The organism is Pseudogemmobacter humi (genome assembly GCF_900609055.1).
GTDB classification, from domain to species: domain Bacteria; phylum Pseudomonadota; class Alphaproteobacteria; order Rhodobacterales; family Rhodobacteraceae; genus Pseudogemmobacter; species Pseudogemmobacter humi.
In genome coordinates this window covers 33994-54781 of sequence record NZ_UXAW01000134.1, presented here as the reverse complement: position 1 = coordinate 54781, position 20788 = coordinate 33994, and the positions used below count along the sequence as shown (strand labels likewise).

The 20788-nt window shown below is 61.7% G+C and carries 17 protein-coding genes; 2 read left to right on the top strand and 15 right to left on the bottom strand.

Annotated elements, in window-relative coordinates:
• Window positions 1–27 precede the first annotated feature (27 nt).
• From XINFAN_RS20535 to XINFAN_RS20485, 11 genes are all read right to left on the bottom strand, one after another.
• Window positions 28–1116: a dsDNA nuclease domain-containing protein gene (locus XINFAN_RS20535; protein WP_160144685.1), complete on the bottom strand. Its 1089-nt coding sequence runs from the start codon at window positions 1114–1116 to the stop codon at window positions 28–30.
• 372 nt (window positions 1117–1488) lie between these two features.
• Window positions 1489–2559 (bottom strand): hypothetical protein, encoded by a 1071-nt coding sequence (locus XINFAN_RS20530; RefSeq protein WP_124088716.1) that lies wholly within the window; start codon window positions 2557–2559, stop codon window positions 1489–1491.
• Window positions 2560–2911: 352 nt separating this feature from the next.
• Window positions 2912–3172, bottom strand: a complete 261-nt coding sequence (locus tag XINFAN_RS20525) for a WGR domain-containing protein (protein ID WP_124088715.1) — start codon at window positions 3170–3172, stop codon at window positions 2912–2914.
• Window positions 3173–3265: 93 nt separating this feature from the next.
• Complete coding sequence (locus tag XINFAN_RS20520) at window positions 3266–6493, bottom strand: error-prone DNA polymerase (protein WP_124088714.1); 3228 nt, start codon at window positions 6491–6493, stop codon at window positions 3266–3268.
• Entirely contained in the window at window positions 6490–7872 is a 1383-nt protein-coding gene (locus tag XINFAN_RS20515) for a Y-family DNA polymerase (RefSeq protein ID WP_435530882.1), read from the bottom strand. The genes XINFAN_RS20520 and XINFAN_RS20515 overlap by 4 nt, the downstream gene beginning before the upstream one ends.
• A 13-nt stretch (window positions 7873–7885) precedes the next feature.
• Complete coding sequence (locus XINFAN_RS20510) at window positions 7886–8485, bottom strand: ImuA family protein (RefSeq protein WP_233352432.1); 600 nt, start codon at window positions 8483–8485, stop codon at window positions 7886–7888.
• Window positions 8469–9149 (bottom strand): SOS response-associated peptidase, encoded by a 681-nt coding sequence (locus tag XINFAN_RS20505; protein ID WP_124088712.1) that lies wholly within the window; start codon window positions 9147–9149, stop codon window positions 8469–8471. Before XINFAN_RS20505 ends, XINFAN_RS20510 begins: the two co-directional genes overlap by 17 nt.
• Before the next feature lie 103 nt (window positions 9150–9252).
• Window positions 9253–10461 (bottom strand): helix-turn-helix domain-containing protein, encoded by a 1209-nt coding sequence (locus XINFAN_RS20500; RefSeq protein WP_124088711.1) that lies wholly within the window; start codon window positions 10459–10461, stop codon window positions 9253–9255.
• A 183-nt stretch (window positions 10462–10644) separates the two neighbouring features.
• Window positions 10645–11610, bottom strand: a complete 966-nt coding sequence (repB, locus tag XINFAN_RS20495; protein WP_124088710.1) for a plasmid partitioning protein RepB — start codon at window positions 11608–11610, stop codon at window positions 10645–10647.
• The gene (gene repA, locus XINFAN_RS20490) at window positions 11610–12794 is read right to left on the bottom strand and encodes a plasmid partitioning protein RepA (protein ID WP_124088709.1); all 1185 of its coding nucleotides are present in this window, start codon (window positions 12792–12794) and stop codon (window positions 11610–11612) included. Before repA ends, repB begins: the two co-directional genes overlap by 1 nt.
• Before the next feature lie 693 nt (window positions 12795–13487).
• The gene (locus tag XINFAN_RS20485) at window positions 13488–14546 is read right to left on the bottom strand and encodes a site-specific integrase (RefSeq protein ID WP_199286491.1); all 1059 of its coding nucleotides are present in this window, start codon (window positions 14544–14546) and stop codon (window positions 13488–13490) included.
• Window positions 14547–14929: 383 nt separating this feature from the next.
• Between XINFAN_RS20485 and XINFAN_RS20480 the strand changes: the two genes are divergently transcribed.
• Window positions 14930–15748 (top strand): DUF1403 family protein, encoded by an 819-nt coding sequence (locus XINFAN_RS20480; RefSeq protein ID WP_233352430.1) that lies wholly within the window; start codon window positions 14930–14932, stop codon window positions 15746–15748.
• 2 nt (window positions 15749–15750) lie between these two features.
• A complete protein-coding gene (gene scpB / locus XINFAN_RS20475) occupies window positions 15751–16386 on the top strand; it encodes an SMC-Scp complex subunit ScpB (RefSeq protein ID WP_124088706.1) in 636 nt (211 codons plus the stop codon).
• A gap of 127 nt (window positions 16387–16513) precedes the next feature.
• Here scpB and tnpC read toward each other — a convergent pair whose 3' ends face one another.
• The 4 genes from tnpC to XINFAN_RS20455 form a co-directional block, all read right to left on the bottom strand.
• Window positions 16514–18079 (bottom strand): IS66 family transposase, encoded by a 1566-nt coding sequence (gene tnpC / locus XINFAN_RS20470; RefSeq protein ID WP_124088705.1) that lies wholly within the window; start codon window positions 18077–18079, stop codon window positions 16514–16516.
• Between the two features lie 69 nt (window positions 18080–18148).
• The gene (gene tnpB / locus XINFAN_RS20465) at window positions 18149–18481 is read right to left on the bottom strand and encodes an IS66 family insertion sequence element accessory protein TnpB (protein WP_199286490.1); all 333 of its coding nucleotides are present in this window, start codon (window positions 18479–18481) and stop codon (window positions 18149–18151) included.
• A 20-nt stretch (window positions 18482–18501) separates the two neighbouring features.
• Window positions 18502–18921, bottom strand: a complete 420-nt coding sequence (gene tnpA, locus XINFAN_RS20460) for an IS66-like element accessory protein TnpA (RefSeq protein ID WP_199286489.1) — start codon at window positions 18919–18921, stop codon at window positions 18502–18504.
• Window positions 18922–19183: 262 nt separating this feature from the next.
• The gene (locus XINFAN_RS20455; RefSeq protein ID WP_124088702.1) at window positions 19184–20545 is read right to left on the bottom strand and encodes a hypothetical protein; all 1362 of its coding nucleotides are present in this window, start codon (window positions 20543–20545) and stop codon (window positions 19184–19186) included.
• Between the last annotated feature and the right edge of the window lie 243 nt (window positions 20546–20788).

Here is a 20788-nt window from a genome sequence, read left to right as displayed (position 1 = left end):
GCCGCAGTCTCGTCGTGTCGCTGTCAGTCATAACAGGGCCTCCATCAATTCGACGATCATCGCAGACTGGAGATCAAAGAGCTCTGACTCGGGTTCGCTGAGGCCGTGGGCCCTCAGGGCTGCGACCGCCTCGAGTACGCTGCCCATCTCGCTCACAGCGGCCTTACTGATAGCATCGCGGATCGCTGCGCTTAGCTTGACTGCCGACCTACCCCCCGCTCGACGGGAGTTTACATACGCCAAGCACTTGTTCTTGATGCGCTGGATCTGCAGCGCCTTTCTTCCGTTGGCAGCGAGTTCGTCGCTCACGCTCGGCCACCATTCGACAAGATTTTTAGATCTGCTCTGAACCCGCTCAATCAAGCGGCTAATCGCCTCGCGGTCCAAGGCGACCCTCATGCGCAACTCTTGGACCGTCCCCGACTTTGTCTTGTTCCCAGTGCACTCACCCGCGCCGGCGAGGAGCGCCGTGTAGAAGGGGCTGGCGACCCCGACGAAATCCGGATGCAGTTCTTCCAGCATCGCTACGATCCTGCCAAGCACCGTGTCGCGATAACTTTCAAGATCGAACGGAACGCGCTCGAACGTCAGGAGCGCCGCATGTGACTTATCGAAGCCGTCAGGGAAGTCCGCCTCCAGCGACTTCATCAGCGCGTCCTGATCGGGTGAGCTGAGATCGGCGACTGAAAGCTCGCCATCGTGAAGGTTGGATTTGGTCGCCGTCGCCAAGGTGGCGCTCAGCGGCCGATTGGACAATATCGATGCTCGGCGAATTTCCGGCCCGAACTGCGCGATGTTATAGTAGGCTTTGCCGACGATGGATTTTGGCAGATCCCCTTGCGGACTTCGCCTCGCGAGCCTCTTTGCGGTCCAAGTGAGTTCACTGCTCGATTTCACCTGGTAAAATGATAACTCTGAGTTCTCCCCTTCTCCAACGAAAACGACAAGGTCGTCGTGATGATCGAACAGCGCGACGAATTCCTTACCTTGCCTGAAAAGGTCGAGAACCAGCGCCATTGACACGTTCACCTGAAAGTCGAAGGCCCTAAACGCTGAAGGTCCCGCGGTTTCGCGAGGCTGTTTCGACGCTACCGTATTTAACGTGGGCTTTGGCAATAGCAATCTTCCCGTGGATAATTTAATCTTCTAAAACTTGACACCGAAAATGGAATTGGAACTGAGGCCGGAGGCGTGGTTGCAGATTGGTCGGTACAACGCGACGGTCCTGGGCCACGACGTCCACGCTCGCGATGGTCGATCACTCATTTCACGAAGCATTGCTTTCGTCTATCAAAATGACCGGTTTCTTGCCGTAGTTCCAATCGAGCGGCAGCTTTGGAGAACGCGGCGAAGCGGCATGTCTCTGCGTTGACTGACCGCTTTGGGCCGGCGCTCGCCTGCCAGGGTAGTGGAGCGGCTGAGAGTGCCGGACCCATCGCTCGCTGTGACGTAGTATGTTCACTGCCCCTACAAACCGCCTCTGACCAGTTATGCGTCAGTTGCTTTGTACTTCACGAATGCTCCCACTTTTCCTGCGGCGTCTAGAGCCTCATGCAATTCCTCGTGGCGATCATAATATAAAGACGGATCATCCCATACTGTAGGCATTCTGGAATTGACGGTCTGCAGGGAGAGAAGCGTGTCGTTGAGAACTTGATGAATGGCACCTGGTAATATTGCGTTCAGATGGTTGTCTTGACGAAAGAAGCGCCGCCTTCCAGCTGCAGTCAGAATTCTGCCACCTTCATGGTCTGGAAGTAGCAAGAATCTGGACTGTACCTTAGAATTTATTGCGTGCTCGTAGACCCTGGAGAAATGATCAATAGTTCCATTATGTACAGTCTCATCACGAAGAACAGTCAAAAGCCTCAATGCATCTGTCAGATCACAAAGCGCGGTATTTTTCGCGAGTTTTATCTTTCGCCAATCTCCATAAGTCACGCTGGACGTGTTAAGTTTTCCAGTTAGTTTTTTACCGTGCATTTCCGATATTTCTGCGACGTACTTACTGAGGAAGTCAAGGAGACTTATGACTTTCTCTATACAGAAGCTCAATTTCTCCCAAATTCTAAAGCATGTTGTCGAGGACAAATTTCTGTAGTGCTCACCGCCATAAGACTGAATATCTAGTGGAGTGCTGTCGTCTAAATTATCTTGCGACAGTAATTCGTAGGCATCTCCCAAGCTAATCACAACATGGTTAAGCATGTTTTGGGCCGCATGATTATATCCTCTAACTGAATAGTAGAGTATTAACTTCTGCGCATCACTTGAGGCGGACTTGAAGAACTCGTTGAACTCATCTCGACTTGCACGCGCTTCCGGGTCTAGCCCGGCATGCATCAAATCAAAGTCGAAGGTGGCCAAGGTGTCCCAGAATATTGAGGGATCAGCAAATAATCCCTGTATAACCTTCAGGTTTATATCCTCAAGAATTGACATTAAAGCATCAATGGGCAAGCTCGGATTTACTAAGCGCCATATCCCGCCGCGCGACTTTTCGAAATGCCCCACCGATGGGCGTTCGGATGTTTTTCTTCCGTAAAAGTCGATGTACATGTTCTCTACGACCAATTGTATTGGGTAAGTAGTTTACTCACCATCACACCACCTCCACAATCATCGGCTGAGAAGTTTCTTGCGAAATCTGGCGGAGAGGCTGGCGCCTGTAACAGCTGCACCAATGCAACCGAAGCGAACGGCTGATCTCCGCCCCTGTCGGCATGCCCTGGGGCGATGGTGCGCTTCGTCGCGGCACCTGCAAACGGCAGCTCCGTCCCGCAATGCCTACGTCCCGGCTGGACATTTTCTGCGCCACTCCTCGACCGTCCGCTTCCAGGAGTGCAGCAAAGCGGCATTGGTCTTGGTCGACCGGCGGCTATGGGCCGAAACTACCGCAGGCTCCCAGATCTCACACCCCATAACCCCTGCGCTGCTTGGCACGAGCAAGTTTCATCAACGCATTGATGGCTTGCCCTTCATCAGGGTGCGGTTCGACTAGGACCTGACCGCGCCGACCGATGCGGCCCCATTCGCGGATGAGGCTGGAGCCGCCGAAAAGATCGCGCTGCACGGTCATCCTGTAGAACCGCTTCATATTGCAGGCGGGATCGATCCGCCTGAGCTGCACTTCGCGGGGAAATACTTCCAACTGGGGTTCGGCGTCGAACATCCACCGGGCTCCGAAACGGGTGAGCCAATTTCACGGATCAGACGTGTTCTGTCAATGTTCCACACGAGCCGAACAGCTCCACTGCCAAGACAATCAATGGAAATCCCTGCTCGGGAACAGCTTCTTCGCCTGCTCGCGCGGATGCCGCGCTCTGCCGGCCGTTCGCGTTGGCCGAACTGTCTCCCCTGCCCGCTCGGTTTCCGCCCCAATCCGCAACTGATGCCCGATGGTCGAGAGCCGCGCCGAGAGATCCTCGATCCGTTCCGCGATCAGATGGACCACCTGACCATCGCGCTCGATGCGGCCGGTCACACGCAGGAGTCTCCCTGCCACCACCGCTGGGCGGAAGGCCTCGTAAACCTTACGCCAGACCACCACATTCGCGGTGCCGGTCTCGTCTTCCAGCGTCAGGAACACCACGCCGGAGGCAGTGCCCGGTCGTTGCCGGGTGATCACCAGCCCGGTCAGCACCACCCGCCCTTTCGCCACGGATAGCCGCTCGGCCGGCAGGCTTTCAGGCAGGCCAGGCCGAAGGATCTCCATCGGATGTGCGCGTAAGCTGAGGCGCAGCGACAGGTAATCCTCGATCACCTCCTGACCAAGTGTCATGCGGGGCAAATCGACCACCGGCTCCGCGCCACCCTCCCCGTCCATGCCGAAGAGCGGCAGGGGTTTGGGTGCCTTCAGCGCCCTGGCCTGCCAGAGCGCGTCGCGGCGGGAGAGGCCAAGCCCGGCAAAGCCGTCGGCCTCGGCCAGCCGGTCCAGCGCGTCGGGCCAAACTCCGGCGCGGCGCCAGACGCTTTCCACGTCAGGATAACCATTGCCGCGGGCCGCGGCTATCCAGACCGCGTCCTCCTCCCGCATCCCCTTCACCTGGCGAAAGCCAAGCCTGAGTGCGAGCGATCCGTCCGCTCGCGGCTCGATGGTGCAATCCCAGACGGAGTGGTTGACCGAGACCGGCCGCACCTCCACCCCGTGATCGCGGGCATCGCGCACCAGTTGGGCCGGAGCATAGAACCCCATTGGCTGCGCATTCAGGAGCGCGCAAGTGAAGATCGCCTGATGGTGACGCTTGAGCCAGGCCGACACATAGACGAGGCGCGCAAAGCTGGCGGCGTGGCTTTCAGGGAAACCGTAGGAGCCAAACCCCTCGATCTGCGCAAAGCAGCGGGCCGCGAAATCTGCGTCATAGCCGCGTTCGAGCATGCCGCCGACAAAGCGGTCGCGAAAACCGCCGATGGTCCCCATGCGCTTGAAGGTGGCGAGTGAACGCCGAAGCCGGTCAGCCTCAGAGGGTGAGAAGCCAGCGGCCACCACCGCGATCTGCATCGCCTGCTCCTGGAAGAGCGGCACACCATAGGTGCGGCCCAGCACTTCCATCATCGCGGGGCCGAGATCCTCGACCTTTTCGCGGCCCTGCCGGCGGTTGATGAAGGGATGCACCATGCCGCCCTGAATGGGCCCGGGGCGCACAATGGCGACCTCGCAGACCAGATCGTAGAACTTGCGGGGCTGCATCCGGGGCAGGAAGTTCAGTTGCGCCCTGCTTTCGACCTGAAACACCCCGATGGCATCAGCCTTGCAGAGCATATCGTAGACCTGCCCATCCTCGGGCGGGACATTGGCGAGCGTCAGCTCCTGCTGCTGGTGATCCACGATCAGGCTGAAGGCCTTGCGGATTGCGGTCAGCATGCCGAGCGCGAGAATATCGACCTTCAAAAGCCCAAGCGCGTCGATATCGTCCTTGTCCCATTCAATGACGGTACGATCCTCCATCGCGGCATTCTCGATCGGGCAAAGCTCGTCTAGGCGGCCATGGGTGATCACGAAACCACCGACATGCTGGCTGAGGTGGCGGGGAAAACCGATGATCTCGCCGATCAGCCTGACCGCCAGCGCGACACGCCGGTCTTCGGGGTTCAGCCCGGCATCGCGCAGCCGGTCCTCGCCAGGAGCGGATGAAGACCAACCCCAGATCTGGCCCGATAGCCGCGCCACCACATCCTGCGACAACCCCATGACCTTGCCAACCTCGCGGATCGCGGCGCGGGACCGGAAATGGATCACCACAGCCGTCAGCCCGGCACGGTCGCGGGTGTAGCGCTCATAGATCCACTGGATCACCTCCTCGCGACGCTCATGCTCGAAATCCACGTCGATATCCGGTGGCTCGCCGCGTTCTCTCGAAATGAAGCGTTCGAATATCAGGGTGATGCTCTCGGGCGGCACCTCGGTGATGCCGAGCAGGTAGCAGACCACGGAATTCGCCGCCGAGCCGCGCCCCTGACACAGGATCCCGCGCGAGCGGGCGAAGCTGACAATGTCATGGACGGTCAGGAAGTAGGGGGCATATTCGACCTCGGCGATCAGAAGGAGTTCCTTCTCGACACGGCTGACGATCTTCGGTGGAGCGCCGCCCGGGTAGCGCCAGGTCAGCCCCTCACGCGCCAGCCGTGCAAGGCGGGTCTGGGCCGGTTCACCGTCCCGCGCCTCGTCAGGATATTGGTATTTCAGCTGATCCATGCGGAACACACAGCGATCGGCGATCTCGACCGTGCGGCGCAGCGCCGCCGGATAGCGGTGAAAGATCCGGGCCAGCTCGTCGCCGGATTTCAGACGATGTTCGCCATTGGCAAGCCGACGGTCTCCGATGGCGTCGATGGTGCAGCCCTCGCGGATGCAGGTCAGCACATCGGCCAGCGGCCGCCGGTTGGACCGGTGCATCAGCACGTTGCCGACCGCGACCTTCGGAAGGCCGATGGATTGCGAGAGCTCGGCCAGACGATCCAGCCGCTCTTGGTCCTGCCCGTCATAAACAGGAGCGGCACCAAGGAAGCACTGGCCGGTGAAACGCGATGCAATCCGGCGCAGATCCTCTGTGAACCCCACCCCCTCCAGCGGATCAGGCGGCAGGGCGATCAGGATCATCCCCCTGCCCCATTCTTCCAGATCGGCCAGACCGATGTAGCAACTGCCCTTCTCTGCCCGGCGTTTTCCCAGGGACAGAAGCCGGGTCAGCCGCGACCAGGCTGCAAGGTCAGTTGGCAGCGCGACCCATTCGACGGCAGAATCCGTCAGCACCAGTCGCGCGCCGGGGATCAGCCGGGACAGATCGGCCCCCTGCCCCGCATCGGCGGCCACACGGGCCAGTTCCTTCAGCGCGGAAAAAGCTCTTACCACCCCGGCCACGGAATTGCGGTCAGTGATGGCAATAGCCTTCAGCCCCAGCTCAGTGGCGCGTTTCACCAGCTCTTCTGGATGCGAGGCCCCTGTAAGGAAGGTGAAGTTCGATGTCACGCAAAGCTCGGCATAGGCGGTCACAGAAATACCCCCTGTGCATACCAGTCCCCGCTTTGCGGCGTGCGGAACAGCCAGAGCCGCGGCCCTTCCTGTGTCTCGACCCGCCAGTAATCCCGAACCCCGGAACGCCAAGCCGGATCGTCAAACCACCATTCGGGGGTGATCCGTTCCGGTCCCTGGGCGCGCAGGGTGGTCAGCGGCATCCGGCGCCAGCTGAACCGGGCGGGCGGGTTGCCCGAGACCCGCAGCAGTGGCTCCGCCGGAAAAAGGGTGATCGGGCGGCGAGGACGGCGCCGCTCCGGGAAGGGCTCAGACTTGGCATAGGCGGCCGGAACAGTGAAGAAGCTGCGCTCGGGTATGCGACTTTTCGCGGGCAGGAACCTCTGAACCGCCTCAAAACCGAGCCGGTTACCAAGCCGGGAAATCAGATCGGAAAGCTCATCGTCCTGCCGGATCTTCGCATCCCCGATCTGTTCCGGTGCCAGCGGCTCGGTCGCCACCGCACTCAGCCGCAGCCCGTCGATCCCGAAACCGGCGTCAACATCCTCCACGCCTTTCAGGAACAGAGCGGAGATGCGAGCCGGGTCGCGCATTGCGCGGGCGAGCCCGATCTCGACTATTGCCGCCGAATGATCGACGCGTCGAAGTTCCAGAGCGAGCTTCCGCGCCCCCTGCCCTTCTGCCTTCAGCTTGTCGCAAAGCCGGATCAGCAGCCGGTCGAGCAATCCCATCACATCTGCCGTAAGCCCGATCGGCTCGGGCAGCGTCATCCGCACCCCGAAATGCGGCGGATCAGGCTCGGCCGCCACCGGCTCGGCCTGTCGCCCAAGTGCCTGATCCAGGCGGCGCAAAAGATCGTGCCCGAAGCGTTTCGCCAGTGGCGCGCGGGCCATCCCGGCCAGATCCCCGATCCGGTGCAGGCCAAGGCGCGCGAGGCTCTCGGCGATATTTGCGTCAATCCGCAATGCGCTGACCGGCATCGGGCCAAGCCGTGCCAGAAGCCCACCTTCAGGGATGACACCACCGCCGCGCCGGGCCAATGCCCAGGCCCCTCCTCTCGTCTCGGCAATCGCGCCCTTGGTTGCTATCCCTGCCCGCTCCAGACGCGCCCCGACATCGGCAAGCAGTTCTTCCTCGCCGCCAAAGAGATGCGCAACGCCGGAGACATCTACGATCAGCCCGTCAGTCCCGTCCTTTGCTGCCAGTGGCCCATAGCGGCCAGCCCATCGGCGGAGGCTTTCGAGCGACCCGCCCTCGCGCACCGGATCGGCGGGACGGGTTGAAAGCACGGGGCAGATTGCCCGCGCATCGGCCAGGGCCATGCCGCGATGCAACCCGGCCTGGCTGGCGGCAAGGTTGAGACAATGCAGATGCTCGGCGTTTGACGCCCGGAGCGTCAACGCGAATGGCCCCTCAACGGGGCGGCTCCTCAGGCTGACATCGCTCGCCAGCCGGGGGAACCAGATGGAAAGCAGCCGTCGCGCCATCCCAGCTCACATCATGGAATCCAATTGTTCCCTTTTTGTTCTTATTAAGGATCCACCTGTGACGAGTCGAGTCCGCAGGTCCAGACAGTGGTTCACATTTCCAACGAGTCTCGGCGGCATTGCTTCCCCCGCCCTCCCTGATGAGCAATAATCCTATAGTTCCACCTGCCTCGGCGGCCAGTTGCAACCGTCGGCCTGCGGTCAGCGAGATCGGCTTCTCCGGCGTCGCGATGACCAGCCCGACCGGGCGGGCGCGCAGGGATTCCTCGACGGCCCATAGCAGATCCGTCTCGCTACGGGCCTCGATGAGATGCAGCCGTTCCGCAACACCGCGCGGCAGGGCACCTGGCATCGGTCGATCAGAATCATGGGCAAGAATGATCCAGATGATCGGTCCGGGAAGCCGCACCGCCTGAAACAGCGCGAACCCCGCCCTGCCCCGGCCCTCGGCCTCATGGACACGCCCGTTCAGCAGATGAAGCGGATCATCATTTTCCTTGAGGTGCCGGTCACGCAGGATCTGCACGGCTGCCCTCGGCGACAATCTTCAGCAGGCCGTTCGGCAGAGGGCGTTGAAGCTTCAATGCCGCAGAAATGTCCGCGGTCAGCCATGCACGCCACTCCTCGGGCGTGGTCAGGATCACCGGCATCGCTTTTGGATGCACCGGAGCCACCTCGGCGTTCGGCGCGCAGGTCAGAAACCCGAACAACTCGGTCGTGACTTCGCCTTCCTTCAACTTCCGGACCGAGGTCCATTCGGTGCGGATTCCTGCGAAGAACGCCAGCGGCCGATCCTGCCCAAGCGCGAACCAGACTGGGCTGTTGCGCGGCGCACCGGGGCGGCTGTCAATCTCGGAAAAGCTGGTGAACGGAACCAGGCAGCGGTGCTCCACACCAAGCCAGCGTCGCCAATGTGGCGACCCGAGGTTGCGGATATTGGTGACGCCGGGATCCGTGCGCTTGCCAGTCAGATAGACGGGCGGGGTCGGCATGCCCCAGCGGGCCGTGGTCAGGGACCAGTTGCGCCCATCGCCGCGCCGGATGATCGGTGCCGCGGAGTCCGGGAAAATGGCGGGCGCAGGGGCAAGGTTGCCCGCGGTATCGAAAAGCTCTTCATCCTCTTGCAGCGCATCGCGAAACACCTGACGCATCGCGTCCTGGCTTTTGGTCTGGGAATAAAGATTGCACATGACGGCACCTCGGAACGCATGAGCGTGAGAACAATGAAGGAACTTACATGGTTGTGTCTGGTTGGTCTACGGATTGGATGGAGAGAGGCAGTGTGGCCCTTCTTCAGCCTCGGAGCACAGAACGCAGGTAGGCATCGGGGTTCAGGATCTCATTGGCTTGCCGTGCGATCCGGTCTTCGAGCATGAGAAGCGCCCAAAGCCCAAGTTTACTTGTGGCACTGGCCAAGAGATCCTGACTTATTCTCAGCATCTTCCCAAACTCAAAGGCGATGACCTTGGCCTCTTGGGCGTTGGCAGGTTCAGCGTAGAAGGCGCTGACCTCGGTCAGATCGCCCCAGCATGGGAGTGTCGAACTTTCTCTGATTCTTTTTTTTGAATCTGACTCTTGCTCTATGTGGCGGACATTCTGTCCGTCAGAGGCGGGCGTTTGGTCGGATTGGGATGTGGCCGTTGGTGTGCTTTGAGGCTGGATCGGGATCGTCGTTGCTGCGTCGTGGTCGAAGAGGTTATGGCCAGAACCGGCTTCCTGAGCAGGACTGTCATCGGAAATGACCGCTGGCTCATCAGAGACTGTCTTTGGTGCTTTGATTTGGGGTTGGGCCGGTTCTGTCCGCGGAGAGACAACCGCGGTCAATTGGGCAAGCGCGGCGCGAGCTTCGGTCAGCGTCAGCGATACTCTGCGGATGAGATTGCGAAGGCCATCGACGAAGGCGGAAGCAGCGGCATCGAGTGTCAGGTTGAGGCAGGCAGCACGGAGCCGCAGGATCTGAGCCCGCAGGCCGCGCAGTTCTTCGGCTTCTTCGCGACGGCAAAGGGCCAGCGCCAGAAGTTCGTCTGCCCGGGCGAAGAGCGGCGAAAGATCGAGTCCGAAGGCGCCAATTGCTTTACCTTGGCGCATCACCGGGAAGCGCTTGCCATTGGCGCTGTCGCGGCGCTGGATGAGCCCGGTGGTCTCAAGTGCCTCTAAATGGCGGCGGAGTTGTCGGTCGGTCATGCCCTTGGCGCGGAAGCACAGGGTTTCGTTGCTGGCATAGACCGTGAGCAGGGTGGTCGGTGATACCGGCACCTCGCGCCCGTCTGAACTCTGGGAGGGCAGGCAACTCAGCAGGGCGTCGAGCACGACAAGCGTCGCGGGACGAAGCCCGAGGTCTCGGCCACAGGTGTTGACCGCTGCCATGACTTCGCGCCGAGTGACGGGGCGAAACGCTGGCTGCAGGGTGATCGAACCCATGCCGGGGAGCGAATGCTCCGCAGCTTTGACACAGATTTCCTGTGCCCCGGCCGCAAGGACCGTGGATGTGATGTGTTTCATACTGATCAGCGAGCAAAACTATCCCGTTCGCTCTGAAGCGTTGCTCTTGATTCGTGATTCGGGGGCTGCTAGATTCAGGGTGTCTAATCGAGAATGCGCTTCGGCGCGGCAGCCTCCGGAGCTTCACAGCTTCGGGGGTTTTGTTTTGTTAGCCTTTCCTCCTTTCTGCTCTGCCTCGGTTGGTTATTCGTCGTCCTGTGGGGATCTTGATCTGAACTCCGCATAGGATTGCTTGATGAGGTTCTGAAGCCGGGTGTCCAGCCAGGAAGCGAACTCGGCATTTGCTCCGCTTCGCTTTACGGTAAGCGTCAATGAGCTACGGCCAGAGCGGATCGTGACGCCGTCGACGGGGGTACTTTCGGCGATTTCGTCATGCCGTGCGCCGCGCTTTGTTGCCTCGCGAATGAGGTGGTCCAGGCGTTCGTCGGAAGTCAGGCGCTCGTTTGCGGATCTCAGAATCCCGTCAGCTGTATTCTCGGTCAGCTTCCCAGCGATGAAAAGTTCTGCCAGAGCAGTCCATTTTGGTCGTCCAGATTTCTGGGCGGCACCGATGAGCGAGCCGACATCTGCAGGTATGGCCTGGGTGATCTTCGTCAGGTGGGAAAGACCCGCTGCGGAGAGATTAAGCACCGCCTTCGCAGTAGCTGGTGGATGGCCGGCATCGATAATCGCTTGGGCGAACCGAGCTCGCTCATAGAAGGACAGGTTTCTTCGTGCAGCGTTCTCGAGGCCTTTAGCTATAAGGGCTGTTGCGTCATCCAGGTCCTGGACATTGGCCCGGACTTTGATGCCCAGGTCACGACAGGCGGCGAGGCGCCGCCGTCCGTAGATGACCTCGTAGCGGCCTTCGGCTTTCGCCTTGCGGACCAGGATTGGCACCTGCTGTCCCTGATCCCGGATGCTGTTCGTCAGGCTCTCGAGGCCGTCATCCGCTTCTTCATCGTTTACAGCTGTAAATGGTGTAAGCCGGTCGACGGGGCCCCAGTCGTCGATCAAGCCAGGTTCAATTTCGCGAATTGCCGCGAGGGATCCTTGCAAGGCCCCGAGCGCGGGCGCGGTGATCCTGGTCGACCGCTCGGACTGCGAGGTGGTGGAGCGCGCGATCGTACTTGCGATGCCCGTCATTCCGCTGAGCGATTTGCGAGCCATTACTTACGCCCCCAGGTTTGCCGGACCATTGCTTCGATCTCGCGGCCGATAGCGTCCATTGAGCCGCGGGCCCTGTCGTATGTTGCTCTGGTCATATCGGAGCGAACCACTTCATAGAGCGATTGCTTGAGCATGGTCGCGTCACTGATTGCCGTGCTCTTGAGGGCCGTGGCTGACATGACGCGATCCTGAAACAAGGCCCGCATGAACGAAGTGATCTGCTGAGAAGGGATGTCCGTGGGTTCATCACGAGTGATGAGAAGCTTAAAGTGATCGTAGTCGAGCGCCGCGCCGGCATCTTCGATGACGCCCATGTAAGCACCCGCGAGTTCAAGGAACTGCGCAGTAGACGATACATCCAGCATCGATGGGGTCATCGGGACAATAATTGAGGTCGCGGCGGCCATCCCGGAAATCGTCAGGAAGCCAAGCTGCGGAGGGCTGTCCATCAGGACCAGGTCGTAGTCAGCCTCGACCTGCGCCAGTGCATCGCGGATCCGGAAGTAGAATGGCCTTTCTGGGTTCGAGTGAACCGCCGATTCCGTCTCGAACTCGGACAGGACGAGCCGGGAAGGGGCGATCGCGAGCCCGGGAAAATAGGTTTGCACGATCACGTCGGCCATCGGTGATGGATCTTCATACTTGATGGCATCATAAATAGTGAGCCCATCGAACTCGATCTCGGGGCTGATACCACACATGGATGTCAGCGAGCCCTGGGGATCGAGGTCGACTACTAGCACCCGATAGCCTTGCAATGCGAAGTAATGGGCAAGGTGGATCGTCGTCGTGCTTTTGCTGGATCCGCCCTTGAAGTTCATCAGTTGCCAGACTTGAAGCTTTTCGCCCTCCATCCTGCGTGGCAGGTAATGTCCCTTCTTCCGGGAGGTTCGTTCAAGGATCTCGCGTGCCTGCAATATCTCCTGACCGGAGTAGTAGCGGCGCCCTCCACGGTTGATTGCGGGTTCCGCTAGAACGCCGTCCGCATGAACTTTCCGCATGAACTGACCCGAGACATCGAGCAGTTCGGCGACCTCTGGCGCAGAGAACTCGCGAAGGGTTTTGGTGTTGTCCGGAGCAAACGCGGCAAGGAGATGCTCCCTGATCGCGGCGTTCAGTCGCTCAGAAATGTCAGTTGCGAGTGCTGACGGGCGATCCGCAGATAGCGGTGTCACGGGAATCATCTGGTTGCCTCAAATCCGAAAATGTAGCATTTTTCACGCCACTTGCTGACAAGGGCGGTGATTCACTGGCTTATGTCAAGAGTTTCCTGCATATAGTGTTTACGCTGTCGCGTCGTGACTACATGCATGGCGAGGCTGCCCGAACATTTTACAGTTGTAAACGGCTGTCGCACATTGCTGAGCTTCCAAGCTTGCCCTTCGAACTGCCGGGGTCTGATCGAAAGGCAAGCAGGAGTGAGCGAAACTCCTAAACGGCTCCGTCTTGGCCTCTGGACGTATCTCGCCGCTGCGGACGCTCTCTGGATCGAACCTAAACGCTCCGTCGGCCTTTTGGAGCAAGTTGTTCCGATCTCGCAAGTCCCTGCCAACCCAGATCAGCCAAGAAAGAGTTTTGACACCGAAGCGTCGGCTCAGCTGGTTGAATCAATTCAAGGCAAAAGGAGGTGATCCAGTCGCTGGTTGTAAGACCGCAAGGTCATACTGATGACTACCGGATTGTTGCAGGGGGGGCACTGTTGGCTTGTGGCACAATTATTGATCGCCACGTGTATGCCTGTTGGCATCTCCATGTCGCGTGATGGACGGCAAGGAAACTCGTCACAAGCTTTGGCAGCGCTGCTGATGTTGGGCGACTTTGCGAATGGCTAGAGCGTGCAGGGGCTCTCGATCCGTAGCAATGCCCCGGACGTTTAGTTACAAGCCAGCAGCTTTGGTCAGATTGACCCTGAACCTGTCACGCCTGCGCTGGTAGCGGCGTGTCATCTCGGCGCTGGCATGGCCGAGTTGCTTCTGGACATGGCGTTCGTCGACTTGGGCAGATGAGGCCAGGCCTGCACGGAGCGAGTGTCCGGAGAAGAGGGCAGGGCGGTCCTTTTCGGGCAGGTCGCCGCGGAGCCCGGCGGCCTGGGCCGCCCGTTTGACCAATCGGGCGACCTCTCGGTCGTTCAGGCGCATCGGACCGGGTTCTTTGCCTTTGCCAGTGATGCGGCGGAACAGTGGGCCCTGGCTGATCCGCGCAAGTTTTAGCCATAGCTCCAACGCCTCGACGGGACAGGTGGCGGCTGAAGATCCACGCCCTACTTCGACCTCGCGCCAGCCAGTCTTACCGCGGAGTGTGACCAGCAGCCCGCCGGGTAGTGCCTCAATCCAGCCGCGCCCGTCCTCTGTCTGGTCCCGGCCAGCGTCCAGCCCGGTGATCTCGGAGCGCCGCAGCCCGCCGGCAAAGCCGATCAGCAGCATGGCCCGGTCGCGCAACCCCCGCAGTGTGCCGCGATCACAGGTCTCCAGCATCGCCAACAGATCCTCGGGCAGGATCGCTTCTTTCTGGCGGGGCGGCGCAGCGTGGCTGTTGCGGATGCCCGCCAGCACCGTGGCGATGTGACGATCTCGCCGGTCAAGTGCCAGCCCGCGCTGCATATAGGCCCAGACCAGTGCTGACAGTCGCCGTTCGATGGTCGAGACCGCGTTCTTCCGACCGCCGACCGACTTCGCACCAGAGGCGCAGGCGGTGATGTAAAGGCCAACGCACTGCGGGTCAGGCGCGGCTGCATCCAATCCTTCACGCCGGCACCAGCCGGCAAAATGCTTCCAGTCGGCTGCATAGGCCTTGCGGGTATTGGCCGAACTTGCCGCCTCGGCATAGCCGCGCGCCCGCTCTGCCAGATCGCGCAGCGCCGGGGGTTGATGGTCGGACAGGGCAGGGGAGGGGGCTGCCAGTTCGGCACTCTCCTGGTAGATCACATCATCGGCCATCCGGTTCCCTCCGGTTTTGTAGCGCCGACGGCGCGGTTTCTTCGGTAGGCGGTCGTGGTTGCGCGAGAGCCGAAAGATCAGCGAAATCCCGTGCATTGCGGCGCCTTGCTGAGCTGTTCCGGGCGCGAATTCCGGCTGTTTTGGCGGTCAGAGCGGTCATCTCTGTATAGAAGACAAAGTAGTCCGATAATGCAACCTTATTGGACATTATATAGGAGTGACAGGCGCGGCGGATAAACGGAACATATCTGGCATAAAACGCCGATACTTGCTACCGTTCTGCCATGTCCCGTACCCCGAACCCGCTTCCGATGCCCCCAAATCCTCCGGTCCCGCCGCGCTGGATCCGGCAGGGAGTGGGTCGCGATGATATTGAAACGGCAATGTTTTCTACCGGTGCGGCCCTTGCCGCGCTCGACCCGATGGCCCGGTCTGAGGATCCGGTCGGCATCCTCTGGCGCAAGCGCTTGGCGCTCGCCGCCGCCGCGGCGGTTTCGCAGCTGGAGGGCCGCCGGGAGGGCGAAGTGCAGCTGCGTGATACCTTCGCGCTGCGCAAACCGGCTGATGATCCCGGCCCTGCAGGGCGGATGCTGATCGGCTGGCGCGCCTTGGGCGAGGCGCGGGCGCTGCGTGCGGTTGACTGGCCCGCGCGACTACCCGGCTTCTTCGATCTGCCACCCGAACCGGGCGCCGAGATCTTGCGCGACCTTGGCGCGCGCTTTGTTGGCCGCACCCCGCCCTTGCGCTTCGCAGCCGAAGCCGCGCGGGAGGTTCTCGCCCTCGGCCCGACCTGGCGCGGCCTGGCGCTCTGGTTAGCTGATGCTCATCTGGCCCGGGCGCTCGGCCACGACCGCCCGGTGCCGCTGCTCGCCGCGCATCTGCCGCGGGCAGCCTTCCGGCTGGAGGGCGAGGCATGGCTTGCGGCCTGTGCTGCGGCCTGGGGCAGGGGCGCGGTGGCTGCCTTCGATCTTCACATCGATCTGATCCGCCGCGCCACTGCTCTGCGCGCGGCAAACCTGCGGCGGCCGGGAAAGGACACCGCTGCCATCCTCACTGCCCTTCTGACCGAGGACGCGCTGGCGGCACAGGCCGGAGCCGAGGCCAGTGATCGCGCGGCGCGGCGGCTGTTTGATCGTCTGACGTCCCTCGGGCTGGTGCGGGAACTGACCGGGCGGGCGACCTTCCGGCTTTACGGGTTGTGACGATGGCCCAGAAATCTGCCGAGCCGCTGGACATTGAACTCGCCGATCTGCCGCAGGCCTTGCGCTGGCGGGAATGGATGGCGCGGGTCGAGGCGGTACTCTTTGCATCCTCCGAACCGGTGGGCCGGGATGTCCTCGCCCGAGTGGTCGGTCGGGACTGCGCCCTCGATCTGCTGATCGAGGATATCTCCGCTGAACTCGCGGGCCGTCCCTACGAGATCGCACGTATCTCAGGGGGCTGGCAGTTCCGCACCCGGCCGCAGCACGCAGGCGCGATCCGCATGGCGCGCGGTGAGGGTGATGCCACTCGCGATCTGACCCAGAATGAAGCCCTCGTCCTGACCATCATCGCCTATATGCAGCCGGTCACCCGGGGCGCGATCTCGCGCCTGACGGGCCGTGAGGTCAGCCGCGATCTGATCGCCCGCCTGCACCGCCAGGCCCTGATCGCCCGCGGCCCGCGCAGCCCCGAACCCGGCGCGCCCTATACCTATGTCACCACGCCGGGGTTTCTGGTGCAGTTCGGGCTGGAATCCCTGCGCGACCTTCCGGACCTCGAGGCGCTGGAAGATGCCGGGCTGCTCAAGCTAGCCGCTGACATCGCGCTGGATCTGCCGATCACAAGTGAGGACGAATGACGCCACCTGCCCAGTTCTAATGCTGCTCGAATTGCTCAGGGCCGACCGGAGATCGGCGCGGCAACCTGCTGAGTACTATCCGGTCAGGCCGCTGCGTCCGGCCGTCAGTAAGCGCGATGACGCGGCCCTATGCGGCGAGGCTTGACGGCTGGGCGTGCCGCCAAGGCATGAGGTCCTCGATGCGGGATCTGGGGTGGCCGTCGAGGATGGCGCGGAGGGTGTCGGCGAGATAGTCGACGGGGTTCACGCCGGCCATCTTGCAGGTGGCGACGAGCGAGGCGAGCATGGCCCAGTTCTCGGCGCCGAGTTCATTACCGGCGAACAGGGCGTTCTTCCTCGTCAGCGCGATCGGGCGGATCTGGTTCTCGACCGGGTTGGTGTCGAGCTCGAGGGTGCCGTCGTCAAGGAAGCGGATCAGGCCGGGCCAGTGAGCGAGAGTGTAGCGGATATCTTCGGCCAGCAGGGATTTCTGCGGGATGCGCGAGAGCTGGGTCTCCAGCCACGGCTTGAGCGCGGCGATGATCGGGGCGGCCTGCTCGCGCCGGGCGGCGAGGCGGTCGGCAGGAGCCTGACCGCGCACGGTCTTCTCGATCTGATACAGCAACGTGATCTGGCGCAGCATCTCCTCGGCGATGGGCGAGCCCTCGCTCTCGAAGCGTTTGACGAAGCGGCGGCGGACATGGGTCCAGCAATAGACCAACTGCCACGGGCCCTCATCACGCGTGATCTCGGTCAGCGCATTGTAGGACTGGTAGGCGTCGCATTGTAAAAACCGGCCACGGTATCCGTCCAGGAACCTCAGCGGATGCTGCTTCCCCCGGCCGGGGGCGTAGTGGAACAGCACGATTGGCGGGCCGGCACCGCCATGGCCACGATCGTCGGACACGACGGCCCAGAAGTAGCCGCTCCTGGTGGCCTTGCGGCCCGGATCGAGCACCGGCGCGCGGGTCTCGTCGACGAAGATCCTGTCGGCGGCGCGCAGATGGGCGCGCATGTGGTCGATGACGGGCATCAGGTGGAAGCAGGCGCGCCCCGTCCAGTTGCCGAGCGTGCCGCGGTCGAGATGCAACCCCTGCCGCTCGAAGATCCCCGCCTGTCGGTAAAACGGCAGGTGGTCGCCGAACTTCGAGACGATGATCCACGCGATCAGCCGCTCGGTCGGCAGCCCGCCAGGCACGACATGCTCGGGGGCATGGGCTTGCACCACGGCCTGCGAGCAGCGGCGACAGGCGTATCTCGGGCGCCGCGTCACCAGCACCTGGAACTGCGCCGGGATCACATCGAGCCGCTCGGATATATCTTCCCCGATCCGTGCCATCTCCCCACAGCCGCAGGGGCAAAGGGTGCTGTCGGGCTCGATCACGCGCTCGACCCGGGGCAGGTCCGGTGGCAGATGCCCGCGGTTGCGCGCGGGCTTGCGAGGTTCTTCCCCGCGCGCCCGGGCAAGCGCGGCCTCTGCCTTCTCCTGTGCGGCCGCGAGAACGCCCTGGGCCAGTTCGGCATCCTCGAGCGGCAGATTGAACTGGTCCGGCGACAGCTTCTCGGAACTCTTGCCGAACCGTTCGCGCTGCGAGGCGCGCAAGATGCCCTCCAGCCGCCGGTTGGCCTCCTGCACCTCGAGCGGGGCCGCCTCGACCTCGGTGAGGCGTGCCTTCAGATGAGCATTCTCGCGGCTGAGGGCATCGGCATCCATGCCTCGGAGTGAATCACGCTGACGCGGTTCTGGCCAGCAAAAACAGGCGCTTCCTGTGCGTCCGCCCGCTCATCCTGCGACCAGCGGCCGCCGCGCCCGTTCCGGTCGCACCAGCCGCCAGTCCAGCCCTTCAAACAGCGCCGCCAGCTGCGCCGAGGACATCCGCATCACCCCGTCCCGCACCTGGGGGCAGACGAACTTGCTGCCCTCGAGCCGCTTGTGAACCAGCACCATCCCGGTCTGGTCCCACACCAGCAACTTGATCCTGTCCGCCCGTTTCGAGCGGAAGACGAAGACCGCCCCACAGAACGGATCGAGCCCGAACATCTCCTGCACCGCCAGCGCGAGGCCGTCGATCCCCTTGCGGAAGTCCACCGGGCGCGTCGCCACGTAGACCTTCACCGGCCCTCCCTGACCGAGCATCACGTTGCCGCCGCCCGCACCGCCCGGATCGACCGCGTCAGCAGGGCCTCATCCGCGTCGGCCCCGACGCGGATCACGACATCGCCGACAACGATCTCCACGCCGGTGGTGACCTCCGTCTCTGCCGGCATCTCCGCTGCGGCGCCCTCGACGACCAGCTCGCCGAACATCGGCAGGGCCGCCACGCTCTCGGGCACGACAAGCTGACCCGTCCGCAGCTTCTTCCGCCAGTCATAGACCTGCCAGCGCGTCGTCCCGTGCCGCCGCGCGACACCCGTCACGGAAGCCCCCGGCACCAGGCTCTCCGCCGCGATCCGCGCCCGCTCCGCCTTCGTGCGCCGCCGTCGCCCGGTCGGCCCCTCGATCACCTCCAGCCGTGAAACCTCACCACCCGAGGAGCCGTCCAAATGGACGCCCACTTTGCCGCCTCGTTCCAACCCAACACCTCCGATGCTCATGCGCCCGGAGAATGGCCCGGTCAGATCAGAAGCGGCAGGAGGGGATCAGCGTCGCGCTTACGGCCGTCACCAGTCGAAGGTCAAGCGAGGGCCTTCGTGATCCTTGTGCAGGTTCCGCGCGATCCGGCTCTTAGTTTCCGGATCGCTTCGATGTCATGGAAAAGTCTGGAGCGGGCCTATGATAGTGAGTGTGCTTGGCCGCATAGGTCAGATTCTTCTTCGGCTACCGACCCAACGTTTGCATGAGCTCTTTGTCCATGGGGTCGGCGCCATGCATGATCGCCTCGACTTGCTTGAGATGATGTGTTGCCCTGCGCCGGTTTCGTGGAATTAGGGCTTCAGCCTCCACTTCCGAGATGGCTTCAACCAACTTGAAGCCATCTCGTGCAGCCCAGCCATTGAACCCGGCTTCAAGCCGTGCTCGCAGCGCGGGCTCCAGCCTCAAAATTTCGGGCCGCCTTCCGGACTTTACCCGCAGCACTCGCCAGTCTTTGTGAAAGCCGCCGCGCCAACCAGCGCGCTCAACAACACCCTGCTTAAGCCGCTTAGGTTCGGAGGTGACAGCCGCGTGCAGGACGATGTCGGGGTCATCGATATTGATCAACGTCAGTGCCAGATCCAGCGCCTCCCCGAGCTTTGAATGACCATGGATCCGGACATCGAATATTCTGTCACTGTCTCTGACCCATCCTTCGGCTCCAGGCAGAAGAAAGACAGGGCGGTCATCCAGATTGGCTGGGATCTCAAAGTCCGTGGGCGCCCAGATATCCGTTAGGGGTTGAGTCAGCCTGAACTGGATTTGCTTGTTTGCTGGGAACTGCTTCAGCGAAAGATGGGGCGTTGCTACGGAAGCAAGACGCAGAAGAACATCCAGATCCGCAGCTCCGGGCGGCGCCTCTTCGTCAAAGAGCACGCGCAAGCCCAAATGTTCGGCGCTTCCGCCGTTACTGTAGGGCTCTGGAAATGCTCCGATAGACTGACAGGGACCGAGTATGATGCGAAGATCATTGTTCCCGGCCTGCGTCAGAACCGGGTAGAGTTCGGTCAGTTCGATTTCTTGAATTGCGCCGAAGATGAGGGCGACCGTCTCAGCGTCCATATCGTGTGCAAAAACCGGAACGGAACGAGTTCTTCCCTCGTGAAGCAGGATCAGGCGGCTATAGATCGAGGCGGATATGAAGCCGTTCCCGTCGGTCAGCGTAAGGTCAAGTCCAATGATTGGGTCGTTCCGATGAGACATCGAAAACAGTGGACGCAGACTTTCGGTCAGTTCAAGGAGTGTGTGGCCATCTTCGTCATGCGCGACCGGAGTGAGGCGCGCCGGCATCCTCACGGAAGAAGTCGCGGGGTAAGGGATCAGCTCCGCATTTGATTGTGCCACTGTCGGGGCCGGCGCTGCTTTCAGTGCCTTCAAGGCACCCCAGTTTGACCCTGGACGGATGGCTTCGGCCAGATCGTTAAGCAGAGTAAGCTTGGACGGTCGTTCGCCCGTGGGCCAGCGAACCAGAATCTTGTCGATACCTTTTGAAAGCTGATCAAAACCGACGCTGAGATGGGAGGTCTGATTTGGATTGAATTTGGTCATGGCTCTTTCCTTACAGGCACAGAGCGGATCCGATTTAAGCCTTGGGCCCTTTAGCTGGATCCGGTGTGCGCGCAGGATGAGGCAGAGGCCATTGATCATGCAGGCAGGTGAAGCAAACCAGGATCCATTGGGCCCGGATCAGGTTCGCAGGGTTGGCTCTCACCTGCCGCGCCGACCTGCATACACAGCGCGCCAGCCCCTATATCTTGCTACTATATCGGGGCTGTCCGCATCGCTCAAGCC